Below are 16,243 nucleotides of genomic sequence, written 5' to 3'. Positions count from 1 at the left end.
CCACACTTAATTCGTTTGATTGGTGTCGGCGATGGGCTGCCAACCTTTAAAGCGAGGGCGTACTTATATTTTTGCCGCTGCCTCTCAGTGCGGCTGCCGGGGGCTTCCCGATCGATATTCGGCACTTAAGCCGTTAAATTTTTTATTTCTTCGCCAGTTCCTGGTTAATCATCCAGAGCTCCCGGCGTTCTTCGCTGCTCAGGCCATGGGTGCGCTCGCGAGCTATCAACTCTTCCTGGCGCAACTCAAGCATCGAATCAAACATATGGTTGAGCGAGTCGGTGAACGTTTTTTCTGCGATATCCTTATCTGCTATATCGTCCCACATCGACAGTTTTTCAAGGGTAGCGGCCTCTTTTGTGCCGCGATAATGCTCTAAAAGTTGTCCGGTGGTCAGACCTGGCTGAGACAAACAAGTGTTGACCAATTCTGAAAATAAGCCAAGCCCGGGCAATTTTTCGTGGTTCAAACCCGCCAGCGACGGCACTTGCGGAGCAAGTTCGGGGTTTTGCACCAGCAACCCTATCAGTATACGCATGGTTGTGCGTTTTAGCTGAGGCGCGGGGCGTACCGTGCCGTTTTCAGCCTGTTTCGGCATTAAACGTTCAAGCTGGCTGTCATCCAGAATGCCGAGCTTGTTGCCTAACTCCTGACGCAGATAGATGCGCAGCGTTTCGCCGGGCACCTGGCTGATTAACGGCAGCGCCAGCGTGCTGAGCTGCGCGCGCCCGTCAGGGGTACTCAAATCAACCTGCGGCATCAGGCTGTTAAACAGAAACGTGGAGAGCGGCTGAGCCTGCTCCATCCGCGCTTCAAACGCCGCTTTGCCCTCTTTACGCACCAGCGTATCCGGGTCTTCACCGTCGGGCAGGAACATAAAGCGTAGCTGACGCCCGTCGGTCATATACGGCAACGCGGTTTCCAGCGCTCGCCAGGCGGCGTCGCGTCCTGCGCGGTCACCGTCGTAACAGCAAATCACGTTGTTGGTGACGCGGAACAGCAGCTGGATATGGTCCGCCGTGGTGGACGTTCCCAGCGACGCAACGGCATAATTAATGTCGTACTGCGCCAGCGCAACAACATCCATATAGCCTTCGACGACCAGAAGACGCGGAGGTTCCGCATTATCCTGCTGTGCCTCATAAAGACCGTAAAGCTGGCGGCCCTTATGGAAAATATCGGTTTCCGGGGAGTTAAGGTATTTCGGCAGGGCATCACCCAGCACGCGACCACCAAAACCTATCACCCGGCCACGCTTGTCGCGGATCGGGAACATCACCCGTTCACGGAAGCGGTCGTAGCTTCGTCCCTGGTCGTTGGTGACCAGCATGCCTGCGTCGATGAGGGATTTACGATCTTCGCTATTGCCGCCAAAACGCTTTAACACGTTGTCCCAGCCGGGCGGGGCGTAACCAATAGCGAAACGCGCAATCACATCGTCACTCAGTCCGCGCTTGTTCAGATACTGACGCGCAGGCTCAGCCGCAGAGTGCTTAAGAGACTGTTGGTAAAACGAATTCAGGCCATCCATCAGTTGGTACAGCGTTTGCCGCTGATGGCGCTCGATCTGACTTGGCCCACTGCCTGCTTCATACGGCACTTCAAGGTTATGCATCGCCGCCAGCTCTTCGACGGTTTCAACGAACTCGAGCTTGTCGTAGTTCATCAAAAAATCGACGGCATTACCGTGTGCGCCACAGCCGAAGCAATGGTAGAACTGTTTTTCACCGTTTACGGTGAAAGAGGGGGTTTTTTCGTTATGGAACGGACAGCACGCATGGTAGTTCTTGCCCTGCTTTTTTAGCTTCACCCGCGCGTCGATGAGATCGACGATGTCGGTTCTGGCAAGCAGGTCATTGATGAAAACGCGTGGGATTCTTCCGGCCATATGCCCCAAAAATTTAAGCGAATTATAAACGAAAACAAGCCGCGCATTCCTTCCGGAAGCACGGCCTTACGACTACAACTCTGTCTGTCAATTGAGGGCTGTGGCCCTCAACAGATTAGTACAGACGAGTACGGCGTGCGTTTTCGCGAGCCAGTTTCTTCGCGTGACGTTTCACAGCGGAAGCTTTAGCGCGCTTACGTTCGGTCGTTGGTTTTTCATAAAACTCACGACGACGAACTTCAGCCAGAACACCTGCTTTCTCGCATGAACGTTTGAAGCGACGCAGTGCTACGTCGAACGGCTCGTTTTCACGTACTTTAATTACCGGCATGTAACTCTCACCTTTAATAAATTCGGTTTGCCGCTGGCATCAACGCCAGCTTATTTCAAAATGGTGCGGAATTTTACTGCAAATGCTGCTGCTTTGTAAAGCACCGATGCGATTTTGAAAGGGACTTTAATAAGGGTGAGGAGTATACACGAGGCTTCTTCCTGGGGCGAACAAAGTTTTACAACAATCCGCCCAGGCTCTACACTGCGCGGTATTGAAACGAGGTAAAACAAGTCATGCGTGTACTGGGTATTGAAACATCCTGCGATGAAACCGGCATCGCGATTTACGACGACGAAAAAGGGCTTCTGGCCAACCAGCTGTATAGTCAGGTGAAATTGCACGCTGACTACGGCGGCGTCGTGCCTGAACTGGCCTCTCGTGACCACGTGCGTAAAACGGTTCCCCTGATTCAGGCGGCGCTTAAAGAGGCCGGGTTGAGTGCAAAAGATATTGATGCCGTGGCCTATACCGCAGGGCCGGGCCTGGTCGGCGCGCTGCTGGTCGGCGCAACGGTAGGGCGTTCGCTGGCCTTCGCGTGGGATGTTCCGGCCATTCCGGTTCACCATATGGAAGGGCACCTTCTGGCGCCGATGCTGGAAGACAATCCGCCAGAGTTCCCGTTTGTGGCGCTGCTGGTTTCCGGTGGGCATACCCAGCTGATTAGCGTAACGGGCATTGGCAAGTACGCGCTGCTGGGCGAGTCGATCGACGATGCTGCCGGTGAAGCCTTCGACAAAACCGCCAAGCTGCTGGGGCTGGATTACCCGGGCGGCCCGATGCTGTCGAAAATGGCGTCGCAGGGAACGGAAGGGCGCTTTGTCTTCCCGCGGCCGATGACCGACCGTCCGGGGCTGGATTTCAGCTTCTCTGGCCTGAAAACCTTCGCGGCGAACACCATCCGCAATAATGACGACAGTGAGCAGACGCGTGCCGACATCGCCCGTGCGTTCGAAGACGCGGTGGTGGATACGCTGATGATCAAGTGCAAGCGCGCGCTGGATCAGACCGGCTTTAAGCGCCTGGTGATGGCCGGTGGCGTCAGCGCTAACCGCACGCTGCGCGCGAAGCTCGCCGAGATGATGCAAAAACGTCGCGGGGAAGTGTTCTATGCGCGTCCTGAATTTTGCACCGATAACGGGGCGATGATCGCCTACGCCGGGATGGTGCGTCTGAACGCCGGCGCAACGGCTGACCTGAGCGTATCTGTGCGTCCGCGCTGGCCGCTGGCGGAACTGCCTGAGGCGTGAGTTTCTTTGCCCGGTGGCGCTGCGCTTACCGGGCCTACAAGATCCACGTGTGCTAACGTGCAATAAACCACCCTACACCCGCAACATTCCTTTCTCTTCCAGAAACGCAATGATCGTCGCCAGCCCGTCACCCGCCTTCAGGTTGGTAAACGTCCACGGGCGCTCGCCGCGCATGCGATGAGTGTCGCGCTCCATTACCTCCAGCGACGCCCCCACGTACGGCGCGAGGTCGGTTTTGTTGATCACCAGAAAATCGGATTTGGTGATCCCCGGCCCGCCCTTGCGCGGGATTTTTTCCCCTTCGGCCACGTCGATGACGTAGATGGTGAGGTCCGCCAGCTCCGGGCTGAAGGTCGCGCTCAGGTTATCCCCGCCGCTTTCCACGAAGATCAGATCCAGATTGCCGAACTTCTCGCTCAACGCTTCCACCGCCGCCAGGTTCATTGAGGCATCTTCGCGGATGGCGGTATGCGGGCAGCCGCCCGTTTCCACGCCCACGATGCGCTCTGGCTCCAGCGCACCCGCCTCGGTCAGGATGCGCTGATCCTCTTTGGTGTAGATATCGTTGGTCACCACCGCAAGATGATAGGTGTCGCGCATCGCCTTGCAGAGCGCTTCCAGCAGGGCGGTTTTGCCCGACCCTACCGGGCCGCCCACGCCCACGCGCAGGGGATGTTTGTAATCAGCCATGTTGACTCCTCAGGAACGGAATAGTCGTGAATATTGGGTTTCATGGCGCGCGGAGGCGATGGCCGACAGCGGCGTAGCGGCCCCCAGCGCGTCGTCGCCACGTAAAAATGCCTGTTCAAACCCGGCGGCAAAATGGTCGCTCAGGTCGATAATCAGCTGTTGTGCTGCCTGCTGCCCAAACGGCACCAGCTTGACGCCCGCCATCACCGCGCTCTCAATCCAGCTGTAGCCGAGGCTCAGCGCCAGCTCGCGCGCGCTAATGCCCCAGCGCACGCCGAGCCACGCCATGCCGCCGAGCTGGCTTCGCATCAACAGCGGCAGCCATTCTGGCGGGCAGGCGGGTTCCCAGCTTTTAATCAGGCGCGTAAAGGCCGCCCCACGGTTGCGTTCTTCATCGCGCAGCTCGCGCGTTTCCCGACAGGCGAGCAGGTATGCCGTCCAGCGTTTTGCTGTCGCGACGTCCTGCTTCTCGCAGGCACGATACAGGCGGATAAACAGCGGCAGGTCGACACAGAAAAAGCTCTGCTCCATCTGCTGGATCTGCCAGCGCCTGAAGGCCTCAGCGTCCGTGACCCACCCGGCCTCAACGGCCCACTCCAGCCCCTGCGACCAGGTAAACGATCCGACCGGCAGGCTACTGCTGGAGAGCTGCATCAGGCGCAGCCGCTGGCGGGCGTGCTCCATCAGCTCATCAGCGCCAGCAGGGCGGAGACGATCAGCCCGCCGCCGAAGGTTTTACGCAGGCCGTCGTGACGGCGCAGCAGCAGCCCTGCCGCGAAGCTGGCACACAGCACCGTGGCGCTGGCTAACATAAACCCGCTGGTGAAGAGCCAGAAGCTGTGGCCGGACATCTCCACGCCGTGCGCCCAGCCGTGGAACATCGCCAGGGCTGGTACCGCCAGCAGCAGGCGATTTTCGGTCTTAAACATCATCACGCCGCAGAGCGCCAGCGAGGCGATAATCAGCATCTCCATGCCGCTAAAGCCGCCGAGCAGGCTGCCCGCAACGGCACCAGCAAGCATCATGCCGAGCGTCGCTAACGGCAACAGCAGCTTGCGGCCGCTCAGGGCGGAGAGCACGCCAGCCCCCGTCAGCATCAGCAGGTGATCCAGCCCGGTCAGCGGATGGAGAAATCCGGCCTGGAAGCTGTCGGTCCCGTGGCCGGGATGTGCGAGCGCGGGAACGGAAAAAGCCAGCAGTAACAGCGGTAAGTACTTGCGCATGATGAGTCCTTAATGTGAATGAGCGTGAGAGTGGCTATGGCTGTGGGCATCGCTGGTGTAAGCGCCCGCTTCCGGTTCAAATGGCAGGCTGGCGAAGGTCACCTCCAGCCCGAACTGACGCAGCATATCGTCGAGGACGTGGTCGTGGTGGTAGCGCAGTTCGCCAGGCATTATTTGCAGCGGTACGTGACGATTGCCCAGGTGATAACAGGCGCGGGCGAGCAGGAACGGGTCGGCGCAGCGCACCACGGAAACCGACTCCGGGGCGGCGATCACTTCGATCACCTCGCTGCCATCGTCGGTAGTCAGCAGGTCGCCCCCGCGCAGCAGCAGGCCGCGCGGCAGCATTAGCCCGGCTTCGCGGCCGTCGTTCAGCGCCACGCGGGCGCGGCTTTTTACCCGCACATCAATCGGTAGCGTGACGCTGGCGGTAATCGGATGCGCATGGTCCAGGCGTTGGGTTAAATAGATCATCATGACTCCTCAAAACAGAAAATAGCGTTGCGCCATCGGCAAAACCTCTGCCGGTTCGCTGGTGATCAATTCGCCGTCGACGCGTACCTCATAGGTTTGCGCGTCAACGGTGATATTCGGCTGTAAATCGTTGTGGATCATGTCGGCCTTTTTCACCGACCGGCAGCCTCTCACCACCGCGGTGGCACTTTGCAGTCCGAGCCGTTGCGGAATGCCGCTGGCATCAGCAGCCTGAGAGACAAACGTCAGCCGCGTGGCGTGGCGTGCGGCACCAAGGGCACCAAACATCGGGCGGTAATGTACCGGCTGCGGCGTGGGGATCGAGGCGTTGATGTCGCCCATCGGCGCGCAGGCGATCATCCCGCCTTTGACGATGGTGGCGGGTTTGACGCCAAAGAAGGCGGGGGACCAGACCACCAGATCCGCCAGCTTGCCCGCCTCAATAGAACCGACCTCATGGGCGATGCCGTGGGTCAGCGCCGGGTTGATGGTGTATTTGGCGACATAGCGCTTTACGCGGAAGTTATCGTTATCGCCGGTCTCTTCCGGCAGTGCGCCGCGCTGCACCTTCATGCGGTGCGCCACCTGCCAGGTGCGGATAATCACTTCCCCCACGCGGCCCATTGCCTGTGAATCTGACGAGGTGAGCGAGAACGCGCCGATATCGTGCAGCACGTCTTCGGCGGCGATGGTCTCCCGGCGAATGCGGGATTCGGCAAACGCCACGTCCTCGGCGATATCCGGGTCGAGGTGATGGCAAACCATCAGCATGTCCAGGTGCTCGTCGATGGTGTTGACCGTGTAGGGCAGCGTCGGGTTGGTGGAGGAGGGCAGAATATTCGGGTGCGCGCAGGCGGTGATGATATCCGGCGCATGGCCGCCGCCCGCCCCTTCGGTGTGGAAGGTGTGGATGGTGCGCCCGGCGATGGCGGCCAGCGTGTCTTCGACAAAACCGGACTCGTTCAGCGTGTCGCTGTGCAGCGCCACCTGAATATCCATCTCTTCAGCGACCTCCAGCGAACAGTTGATGGCCGCAGGCGTCGCGCCCCAGTCTTCGTGGATCTTAAGCCCGATGGCACCTGCCACGATCTGCTCGCGCAGCGCGTCCGGGTTGGAGCCGTTCCCTTTACCCAGCAGGCCAATATTCACCGGTAGCGTATCGGCTGCCTGCAACATGCGGGCGATATACCACGGCCCCGGCGTGCAGGTGGTGGCGTTTGTGCCTGCCGCAGGCCCGGTGCCGCCGCCGATCATGGTGGTGACGCCAGACACCAGCGCCTCTTCCGCCTGCTGCGGACAGATCCAGTGGATGTGGGTGTCGATCCCGCCTGCGGTGACAATCTTCCCTTCGGCGGCGATCACCTCCGTTGCCGCGCCAATCGGGATTGTCACGCCGGGCTGAATGTCCGGGTTTCCGGCTTTGCCGATGGCGAAGATCCGCCCATCTTTTACGCCAATATCCGCTTTCACGATCCCCCAGTGATCGACGATCAGCGCGTTGGTGAGCACCAGATCCACGCAGTCGTCGGCGGTCATCTGCCCCTGTCCCATGCCGTCGCGGATCACTTTTCCGCCGCCGAATTTAACCTCTTCGCCGTAGATCGTGAGATCGTCTTCCACTTCGATCCACAGCTCGCTGTCGGCCAGCCGCACTTTATCCCCGGTAGTGGGGCCGAACATATCGGCATACGCCTGGCGTGAAATCTCAGCCATGTTTCACCTCGCCCATGACCTCGCCGCGAAAGCCGAAAATGCGCTGTGCGCCCGTCACCTGCACCAGCGTCACTTCCCGCTTCTGGCCGGGCTCGAAGCGCACGGCAGTGCCGGCCGGGATGTTCAGCCGGTAACCTCGGGTGGCTTCGCGATCGAACTTCAGCGCCGGGTTGACCTCGTAAAAGTGGTAGTGCGATCCGACTTGGATCGGCCTGTCGCCGTGGTTTTCCACGATCACACTTCGGGTTTCGCGCCCGACGTTGAGAGCAATGTTTCCGGACTGGATCCGGTATTCGCCTGGGATCATCACGCGCTCCTTACACGATCGGGTTGTGGACGGTGACGAGCTTGGATCCGTCCGGAAAGGTGGCTTCCACCTGGATATCCGGGATCATCTCCGGCACGCCTTCCATCACCTGATCGCGCGTCAGGACGTGGCGGCCGGCTTCCATCAGCGAGGCGACGGTTTCGCCATCGCGCGCGCCTTCCATAATAAAGGCGCTGATCAGCGCGACCGATTCCGGGTAGTTGAGCTTTACCCCGCGCGCGAGGCGGCGTTCGGCAACCAGCGCGGCGGTGAACAGCAACAGCTTGTCTTTTTCTCTGGGAGTCAGTTCCATAGCGTTTCTCTTATGTTTGCCAGATGCGCGGCGAACAGGCGGTTTTGGAAGTTAAAAGCGGGCGAAGCGACTGCCAGATATCGCGCATCACCCGCTGACAAATCAGGTTGTCGTGGGAGAGAAAACGCACCGACAGCAGATCGTCGGTGAGCGTCGCCCCGCCAACGTTTTCCAGCGGGGCGAGAAGCGCACGCACCGCGTCGAGAAGTGCTTCCCGGGCCGGATAGAACAGCAGCGTGCCGACCCACGGATGGTCCGCGACTGGCGTCAGATCGCCACCGCTGAGATGCAGTCGCTCAATCAGACGCGGCTCGCCATCCACCCACACCTCAAGGCGGTTCTCCAGCGTGCCGTGGCTGAAGGTTTCGTTTATCACCGGACGGCCCAGACAGTACAGCTCCCACGCCAGCAGCGTGCTGGTGGCGTGCAGGTGAAAGACGGAACGCAGCGCGGCGTTAGCGCCGGGGAAAATAATGGTGTCCTGCGGCAGCCACTCCAGCGTGGCCTCTTCGTCGAGGTAAAAATGCTGACTGAGGCAGGCCAGCGGGCCGTTGCTGCGATAGAACTTGCTGGCGCCGGGCATGGTAATGAGGGCATGGCTTTTGGCGTCGAGCCGCACGGAAATATCCAGCGTATCTCCGCCCACAATTCCGCCTGGCGGGTGCAGCAGGTAAAGGTGGCAGGTTTCCCCTTCGGGATAAAACGGACGCTGAACGGTGAGCGGCCCGCTGTGACGCGCGGAATGGAGGAGGGTTTTCTCAGGGGTATGACAAAACTGGAGGGCAAGCGAGGCCTGCCAGCCTTTGTATGAATTATCAGTGACCTGAGTTGCTAACATGGTGCTTCCATTTCCACACTATCGGGGTACGTTTCAGTATGCCCTGGCGGAAATGAAGGCTGTCATATGAGTCGCTTATGGATAAAAAAACGGCTCATGTGAGCCGGTTTCAGTAATGTAGGCCGGGTAAGCGCAGCGCCACCCGGCAAGAAAGGCTAGCGATAATCCTCTGCATCCACATCATACCCCGACGGCTCCCAGCGGATCGCCAGCAGCGACGCCAGACCGATAAACGGCGCCAGCGCAATCACCCAGAACACGGCGGTATCCAGCGAGGCGACCAGCAGCGGGAACAGAAACAGTGACAGCGTTGAACTGCTGCGCATCAGCGTCTGGTTAAGCCCCACGCCCACGCCGCGCAGCGAGGTCGGGTAGCTCAGGGAGGCAAACGTCATGGTGTGCGCACCTGGACCAAAACCCTGACCAAACAGGAACAGCGCCAGCATCGCGACGGCGACCACGCCTTCCGTAGCCCCGTCAGGGCGGCCAATCAGCGCCAGGCCGAGCAGTGCCGCAAGCTGGCACGCATAACCCGCCAGTGACATCCGCCATGCGCCGAAGCGCGGAACATAGCGCACCGCCAGCAGCCCGCCGACAAATGCGAACAGCAGGTTAAGCGCCAGCGAGATCAGAATGGTGGTCAGCATCGACTGCACAAAGAAGCTGGAGATGATCACCGGCAGGCCAAAGGCTACGGCGTTATAGGCGAACGAGGAGACCACTGACAGCAGCGTGGCGAGCGTGGTACGCCGCAGATAGATACCGCGGAACAGGTTCAGGTAGTTCGACCATTTTGCCTTGTTCACGACAGGCGCGGGCTGGTCGAGCGCATCCTGCGGTACGTGGGCATTAATATTGTAAGACTGCCGCAGGATGGACGCCGCCTCCTTCAGATTGCCCTGATTCGCCGCCCAGACCGGGGATTCGCTCATATAGCGGCTGCGGATGGCGATAATCACCAGCGCGGGCACCGCGCCAAAGCCAAGGATCAGACGCCAGAGCCAGTCGCTGTGGCTTTCCGGCAGCACGGCGTAAAAGAAGAGCACCAGAAGATAAGAGATGCTGATGGCCGCGTACCAGGTGGGGCACCACATTGCGACGCTGGAGGCTTTATTCCCCGGGCCTTTCAGCCTGGCGAACTCGCTGAGAAACGCCATCGTGACGGGAAGGTCGATCCCAACGCCAAGACCCATCACAAAGCGCGCGCCCGCAAGCACATATTCGTTCGGGGCCAGCGCACAGGCGATAGCGGCAACGACAAAGAACACCATGTCGGCCATAAAGACGCGGTAGCGCCCGATTTTATCCGTAAGATAGCCGCCGAGCAGCGCCCCGACAATCGCGCCAAAGGTAATCGCCGAGGCCACCATGCCGGTACCGGCGGGCGTCAGGTTAAATTCGCGGGTGATGTCTTTGATGCCGAATGCCAGCGCGCCGAGATCGTAGGCATCGAGGAAAATTCCCCCGAGCGCGATACCGACCACGATGCGGGCATTGGCCCGGCCCTGAGAGCCGTCATTAACGAGACGTGAAACGTCCGATGCGCTACGCACCCACTTGATGTCGCCATCCGGGGTATTTCCTGCCGTTGGAAGGGGAGTTGAATCTGTGATTTCTGCCATTTTCTTTTTGTGTGGTTGTGTTGTGTCTCTAACAGTTACCACAGGCAGAAGGTGACAAAAATCACATTTGGTTATAAGGCATAACGAACGGTTTACTGAGCGTCTTTCTTTTTACGCCTGAGCTTCGTCCAGATCTTGGTTTCCTTACGCCGCCACAGGCGCTGAATGTTGTCGTGGTGGCGCAACAGGATCAGACACGAGAGCATCGACACCGGGAAGGTAAACTGCGGTTTAAACCACCAGACATAAAACGGGGCGATCAGTGCGCTGACGATGGCGCCCAGCGACGAATAACCGCTCAGCAGAATGGTCAGCAGCCAGGTGCCCGCCATCACGCCGGTGAGATCCCAGCCGATCGGCGCAATCGCGCCAAACGCGGTGGCAACGCCTTTACCGCCTTTAAAACCAAAGAAAACGGGCCAGATGTGGCCGACGCAGGCGGCGATGGCAATCAGCCCCAGCCAGAAGGGTGTGACGCCGAGCGCATACGCGCCCCAGACGGGAAGCATTCCTTTCAGAACATCAAAAATCAAAACCGCTACGGCTGCTCCCTTGCCGCCAATTCGTAGTACATTGGTCGCCCCCGGATTCCCGGAACCACTTTCACGCGGGTCAGGCAACCCGGCGATGCGGCAGACCAGAATGGCGCTGGAGATTGAGCCGCAAAGGTAGGCGAGGATAATCATTCCAGGCGCGATTGCACTCATAACGCTGTTCCGTTTTGAAAATGTATCTGTATTCTCAGCATCTGTGGATAATACGCATAATTCGCCGGAAGTGGTATCCGGTTTAGCCAAAAAGCAGGCAGGTCGTGATGGATATTGTATTTATAGAGCAACTTTCGGTAATCACCACAATTGGTGTTTACGACTGGGAACAGACCATCGAGCAGAAACTGGTGTTCGATATCGAAATGGGCTGGGACAACCGCAAGTCAGCAAAAAGCGATGATGTGAATGACTGTCTGAGCTACGCCGACATCAGTGAAACGGTCATCGCCCATGTTGAAGGGCAACGTTTTGCGCTGGTAGAACGCGTGGCGGAAGAGGTAGCAGACCTGCTGCTGAGCAAATTTAACTCCCCATGGGTGCGCATTAAGCTAAGCAAGCCGGGAGCGGTGGCGCGCGCCGCCAATGTGGGCGTGATTATCGAGCGTGGCACAAATCTGAAAGGAAAGATTTAACGTCATAATAGCTAAACCATTTTAGGTTATATCGGTCTTAAAGCTGTATCTTTCACGGTTGTCCGCGTGGGACACCGTTTTTTTATATCTTTTTAGGGGTTTATAGATGAGCGATATGCACTCGCTGCTGGTGGCGGCAATACTGGGTGTGGTCGAAGGATTGACGGAGTTTTTGCCGGTGTCCAGTACGGGCCATATGATTATCGTTGGCCATCTCCTGGGCTTTGAAGGCGATACCGCAAAGACGTTTGAGGTGGTGATCCAGCTGGGCTCTATCCTGGCGGTGGTCGTGATGTTCTGGCGTCGTCTGTTTGGTCTGATCGGTATCCACTTCGGGCGTTTGCCGCAGCGTGAAGGAGAGGGCAAAGGGCGCCTGACGCTGATTCATATTCTGCTCGGGATGATCCCGGCGGTGGTGCTGGGGCTGGTGTTCCACGACACCATTAAATCGCTCTTCAACCCGATTAACGTGATGTACGCGCTGGTTGTCGGCGGCTTCCTGCTGATTGCCGCCGAAGTGCTGAAGCCAAAAACCCCGCGTGCGGAAGGTCTGGACGATATGACGTATCGCCAGGCGTTTATGATTGGCTGCTTCCAGTGTCTGGCGCTGTGGCCGGGCTTCTCCCGTTCAGGGGCAACCATTTCCGGCGGGATGCTGATGGGCGTGAGCCGTTACGCGGCGTCTGAGTTCTCGTTCCTGCTGGCGGTGCCGATGATGATGGGCGCCACCGCGCTGGATCTCTACAAAAGCATCGGCTTCCTGACCGTGGGCGACATTCCGATGTTCGCCGTGGGCTTTATCACCGCCTTTATTGTGGCGTTGATCGCCATCAAAACCTTCCTGCAACTGATTAAGCGTATTTCGTTTATTCCGTTCGCGATCTACCGCTTTATCGTCGCGGCTGCCGTGTACGTGGTCTTCTTCTGATGACCGACCGCCCTCAGTCTTTCGGCTGAGGGCAACGTTTTTCCTTCCACGCTGCAACCGCATCAATCCGCCGCTTCGTCAGCTCTTCGCGGATCGCCGGGCCTTTAAACCCTGCCTCCACCACCTCTTTCGTTGGCACCGCTTTCGCTACGTCCCACGCCTCACGCAGCAAACGACCCTGCGGATAATCGGACGCTTCAAACCCGGTGCGGCCGCGCACGTCGGCTTCGCTGGTCAGCGCAATTTGCTCCACACGCTGCGGTTTGCGCCAGGCGTCGATGTTATCAAACAGCCTGACGATGGTAGCGGGTTTCAGGATCGGGAAGGTGTGGATCAGGTCGTGAAACTCGGCCACCAGTTTTGCCAGATCGCGAATGTCATTCGGCACGCGCAGGCGCTGACAAAGCCCTTCAACCAGCTTCACGCCAGCCGGACCGTGCCCGTGGTGGCGTGGCCACAACTCCTTTGGCGTTAACCCTTTGCCGAGGTCATGGCAGAGGGTGGAAAAGCGCACGTCCACCTCCGGGCTGAGCATGGCGGCCATGCTCAGCGTCATCAGGGTGTGAATGCCGGTATCAATTTCCGGGTGCCATTTCGCCGGGGCGGGCACGCCAAACAGCGCGTCTATTTCCGGGAACAGCACTTTCAGCGCCCCGCAGTCGCGCAGAACCTGGAAAAAGACCTGTGGATTGCGGGTAGTCAGGGCGTTTTCGGTCTCTTTCCAGACGCGTTCTGGCGTCAGATGTTCCAGCTCGCCCGCGTCGGTCATGGCCGTCATCAGCGCCATCGTCTCGTCGGCGATGCGGAAGCTGAGATGGGCATAACGGGCGGCAAAACGCGCCACGCGCAGTACGCGAAGCGGATCTTCAGAAAAGGCGGGGGAGATATGGCGTAAAAGACGGTCACGCAGATCGTTCTGGCCGCCGTAGACATCGATAATATGGCCGTTTTCGTCCTGCGCCAGGGCGTTAATGGTGAGATCGCGGCGCAGTAAGTCCTGCTCCAGCGTCACATCCGGCGCGGCATAGCAGGTGAAGCCGGTATAACCGGAACCGGATTTCCGTTCGGTACGCGCCAGGGCGTACTCTTCCCGGCTTTTCGGATGGAGGAACACAGGAAAATCGCGGCCTACCTGCTGGTAGCCCGCGTCAATCATCGCTTCGGGCGTGGCACCGACCACGACCCAGTCTTTATCTTTGACCGGCAGACCTAATAACGCATCACGTACCGCACCACCGACCAGATAACTCTTCACGCCAACACTCCCGTTTTCTCTTTTCGCAAGATGATACGTAAGTGTGGCAGAGAAGACGAGTTAGTTCATCCAGCGGTCTTTACGTTTACGGCTCGGGATAAGGTGAGGAAGCACCAGACCCAGCACCAGACCGACGCCAAGCACCCCGCCGCCATACATAAACCACTGCATGATGATGGTGCGTTGTTTGTCATCCAGCTGTAGATTCGCGGCGTTCACTTTCTTCTGCGCGACGATGAGCTCATTTTTCAGCTTCTGATTTTCATCTTTCAGACCGGCGATCACGCTGTCGCTTTGCGCCACTTTCTGCTGCATCTCTGCGGTGCGCTGGTTCCAGGTGCCGTCAATGTTGTTCAGCTTATCGGTCAGGGTTTTCACCTGATTTTCCAGGTCCGGCACGCGGGTGCGCAGGCTTGGCACCGTGCTCAGCTCTTTCAGCGGGATCCATGAGGTGCGGCCAGAGCTGTCACGAACCTGACCGTAATTGGTGTCTGCATTGGTTTGCAGCAGAGTCACTTCCTCGCCGGCATTTACCGTACCCACGAGGCGATAATTGTCTCCAGGGCCGCTGCGTACCCAGGTATTCAGTTCATCAGAAACGTAACGTTTCTCTTCAGCGTGGACCGCGGTTGCGGCGCTAAAAGCGAGTAAAGTAAGTCCAATCAGGCGTAATTTAAGCATATCAGTCGTTATTTTCATAAAAAGTGGAACGATAGTAGTGGTATCAGTGTCGCTACGCAAAGGATTCATCATCAATCGGAATCATCTGTGTCATGATTTCCACCGCTTTAAACTTTTACGCCCGTCAAATTGCTCATTGCGTGGCAATTTGGCGCAAAATACTATGTACTGACAAACAAATGGCGAGGAAGTTCGCCTTCATCGACGCGTCTGTGACGCACGCAAAAGTACAAGGCTATGGCACAAGAGATCGAATTAAAGTTTATCGTCGAAAAAGACAGCGCTGACGCGCTCCGCCAGCATCTGAATACGCTGTCCGGCGAGCACCATGAACCCGTACAGCTGCTCAACATCTATTACGAAACGCCGGACAACTGGCTGCGCAACCACGATATGGGCCTGCGCATCCGGGGTGCGAACGGGCGCTACGAGATGACGATGAAAATCGCCGGTCGCGTGGTGGGCGGTTTGCACCAGCGTCCGGAATACAATATCGACATCAGTAAGCCAGAACTTGAGCTGGATCGTTTTCCGGCGGAAGTGTGGCCGGAAGGAACGCTGCCCGCAACGCTGTCGGCAGAGGCGCAACCGCTGTTCAGCACCGATTTCTGGCGCGAAAAATGGCTGGTGTCGGAAGGCAAGAGCCGCATTGAGATCGCGTTCGATCGGGGTGAAATTAAGGCGGGTGAAGAGCAGGAGCCGATCTGCGAATTGGAACTCGAACTGCTGGAAGGCGAGGCGAGTGATGTGCTGAAGCTGGCGCACAAGCTGGTGAACCAGCCTGGCCTGCGTCAGGGCAGCCTGAGTAAAGCGGCACGCGGCTATCACCTGGCCGCCGGGAATGCGCCGCGCGTGCTGCGAGAAACCCCGATTCTGCGCGTTGTGCCGAAAGCCTCCGTTGAGCAGGGCATGGAAGCGGCGCTGGAGCTGGCGCTCTCTCAGTGGCAGTACCACGAGGAGCTGTGGGCGCGTAACGTGAAAAATGCCAAAAAACAGGTGCTGGCCGCTATGGGGCTGGTGCGTCATACCCTGACGCTCTTTGGCGGCATTGTACCGCGTAAAGCCAGCACTCACTTACGTGATTTGCTCACTCAAACCGAAACGCTGATGCTTTCCGACGTGTCGGCACAAACGGCGATCTACAGCCCGCAAAACGCCGGCGCGAAACTGGCGCTGACCGAGTTTCTGGTGACGCGCGGCTGGCGCACGTTCCTCGATGCGAAAGGGCAGACCAAAATTGCGGAAAACTTCAAACGTTTTGCGGATATCCACCTCTCCCGTCACGCGGCCGAGCTGAGAACCACCTTTGCGCATCCGCTGGGCGACCAGTATGGCGATCAGCTTCCCCGCCTGGCGCGTAACATTGACAGCATGTTGCTGCTGTCAGGTGCGTATGAGGGCGTGAAGGCGCAGGCCTGGCTGGAGAACTGGCAGGGGCTGAAGCATGCCATCGAGACCCGTCAGCAGATCGAAATCGAGCATTTCCGCAACGAGGCCATTTCGCAGGATCCGTACTGGCTGCACAGCGGAAAACGTTAATTCTGGCA

General features: G+C 58.5%; 17 protein-coding genes and 1 pseudogene. 4 read left to right on the top strand and 14 right to left on the bottom strand.

All coding sequences use genetic code 11. From position 1 onward, the window contains the following. Nucleotides 1-84 precede the first annotated feature (84 nt). Nucleotides 85-1,888 (bottom strand): annotated as a pseudogene (gene dnaG / locus IMQ56_RS20835) (DNA primase). Nucleotides 1,889-2,003: 115 nt separating this feature from the next. Continuing rightward, nucleotides 2,004-2,219, bottom strand: a complete 216-nt coding sequence (gene rpsU / locus IMQ56_RS20830; RefSeq protein ID WP_001144069.1) for a 30S ribosomal protein S21 — start codon at nt 2,217-2,219, stop codon at nt 2,004-2,006. 236 nt (nt 2,220-2,455) lie between these two features. On the opposite strand from rpsU, the gene tsaD reads away from it, so the two are divergent. Further along, a complete protein-coding gene (tsaD, locus tag IMQ56_RS20825; RefSeq protein ID WP_015571911.1) occupies nt 2,456-3,469 on the top strand; it encodes a tRNA (adenosine(37)-N6)-threonylcarbamoyltransferase complex transferase subunit TsaD in 1,014 nt (337 codons plus the stop codon). Between the two features lie 72 nt (nt 3,470-3,541). Here the strand turns inward: tsaD and ureG are convergent, their stop codons facing one another. The 10 genes from ureG to plsY all read right to left on the bottom strand — a co-directional run bounded on the left by ureG (nt 3,542) and on the right by plsY (nt 11,356). Continuing rightward, entirely contained in the window at nt 3,542-4,159 is a 618-nt protein-coding gene (gene ureG, locus IMQ56_RS20820) for an urease accessory protein UreG (RefSeq protein ID WP_047733930.1), read from the bottom strand. 9 nt (nt 4,160-4,168) lie between these two features. Continuing rightward, entirely contained in the window at nt 4,169-4,843 is a 675-nt protein-coding gene (locus tag IMQ56_RS20815) for an urease accessory protein UreF (protein WP_017692647.1), read from the bottom strand. Further along, a complete protein-coding gene (locus IMQ56_RS20810; RefSeq protein WP_023295464.1) occupies nt 4,843-5,382 on the bottom strand; it encodes a HupE/UreJ family protein in 540 nt (179 codons plus the stop codon). The genes IMQ56_RS20815 and IMQ56_RS20810 overlap by 1 nt, the downstream gene beginning before the upstream one ends. Before the next feature lie 9 nt (nt 5,383-5,391). After that, entirely contained in the window at nt 5,392-5,856 is a 465-nt protein-coding gene (gene ureE / locus IMQ56_RS20805) for an urease accessory protein UreE (RefSeq protein WP_017384028.1), read from the bottom strand. Between the two features lie 9 nt (nt 5,857-5,865). Beyond that, a complete protein-coding gene (gene ureC, locus IMQ56_RS20800; protein WP_165747340.1) occupies nt 5,866-7,569 on the bottom strand; it encodes an urease subunit alpha in 1,704 nt (567 codons plus the stop codon). Beyond that, entirely contained in the window at nt 7,562-7,876 is a 315-nt protein-coding gene (locus tag IMQ56_RS20795) for an urease subunit beta (protein ID WP_015571906.1), read from the bottom strand. Before IMQ56_RS20795 ends, ureC begins: the two co-directional genes overlap by 8 nt. Before the next feature lie 10 nt (nt 7,877-7,886). Beyond that, nucleotides 7,887-8,189, bottom strand: coding sequence for an urease subunit gamma (locus tag IMQ56_RS20790; protein WP_003862556.1), 303 nt, complete (start codon nt 8,187-8,189; stop codon nt 7,887-7,889). 10 nt (nt 8,190-8,199) lie between these two features. After that, nucleotides 8,200-9,027 (bottom strand): urease accessory protein UreD, encoded by an 828-nt coding sequence (locus IMQ56_RS20785; protein ID WP_015571905.1) that lies wholly within the window; start codon nt 9,025-9,027, stop codon nt 8,200-8,202. A gap of 155 nt (nt 9,028-9,182) precedes the next feature. Continuing rightward, a complete protein-coding gene (locus IMQ56_RS20780; RefSeq protein WP_196063901.1) occupies nt 9,183-10,649 on the bottom strand; it encodes an MFS transporter in 1,467 nt (488 codons plus the stop codon). Between the two features lie 92 nt (nt 10,650-10,741). Continuing rightward, nucleotides 10,742-11,356, bottom strand: coding sequence for a glycerol-3-phosphate 1-O-acyltransferase PlsY (plsY, locus tag IMQ56_RS20775; RefSeq protein ID WP_017384031.1), 615 nt, complete (start codon nt 11,354-11,356; stop codon nt 10,742-10,744). 107 nt (nt 11,357-11,463) lie between these two features. Here plsY and folB point away from each other — a divergent pair, with 107 nt between their 5' ends. Together folB and bacA are read left to right on the top strand one after the other, a co-directional pair. Further along, a complete protein-coding gene (folB, locus tag IMQ56_RS20770) occupies nt 11,464-11,832 on the top strand; it encodes a bifunctional dihydroneopterin aldolase/7,8-dihydroneopterin epimerase (protein ID WP_015571902.1) in 369 nt (122 codons plus the stop codon). A gap of 106 nt (nt 11,833-11,938) precedes the next feature. Continuing rightward, complete coding sequence (bacA, locus tag IMQ56_RS20765) at nt 11,939-12,760, top strand: undecaprenyl-diphosphate phosphatase (protein ID WP_003862545.1); 822 nt, start codon at nt 11,939-11,941, stop codon at nt 12,758-12,760. A gap of 13 nt (nt 12,761-12,773) precedes the next feature. Here the strand turns inward: bacA and IMQ56_RS20760 are convergent, their stop codons facing one another. Together IMQ56_RS20760 and IMQ56_RS20755 are read right to left on the bottom strand one after the other, a co-directional pair. Beyond that, nucleotides 12,774-14,015, bottom strand: coding sequence for a multifunctional CCA addition/repair protein (locus IMQ56_RS20760; protein WP_023304444.1), 1,242 nt, complete (start codon nt 14,013-14,015; stop codon nt 12,774-12,776). 60 nt (nt 14,016-14,075) lie between these two features. Beyond that, nucleotides 14,076-14,696, bottom strand: coding sequence for a TIGR04211 family SH3 domain-containing protein (locus IMQ56_RS20755; protein ID WP_001303390.1), 621 nt, complete (start codon nt 14,694-14,696; stop codon nt 14,076-14,078). Nucleotides 14,697-14,933: 237 nt separating this feature from the next. Between IMQ56_RS20755 and IMQ56_RS20750 the strand changes: the two genes are divergently transcribed. After that, the gene (locus IMQ56_RS20750) at nt 14,934-16,235 is read left to right on the top strand and encodes an inorganic triphosphatase (protein WP_023295460.1); all 1,302 of its coding nucleotides are present in this window, start codon (nt 14,934-14,936) and stop codon (nt 16,233-16,235) included. Nucleotides 16,236-16,243 lie beyond the last annotated feature (8 nt).

The organism is Enterobacter sp. Res13-Sevr-PEC09-46 (genome assembly GCF_015672585.1).
GTDB classification, from domain to species: Bacteria; Pseudomonadota; Gammaproteobacteria; order Enterobacterales; family Enterobacteriaceae; genus Enterobacter; species Enterobacter hormaechei_C.
Note: the sequence above shows the minus strand (reverse complement) of the source record. Positions and strands in the feature narration are given on the sequence as shown.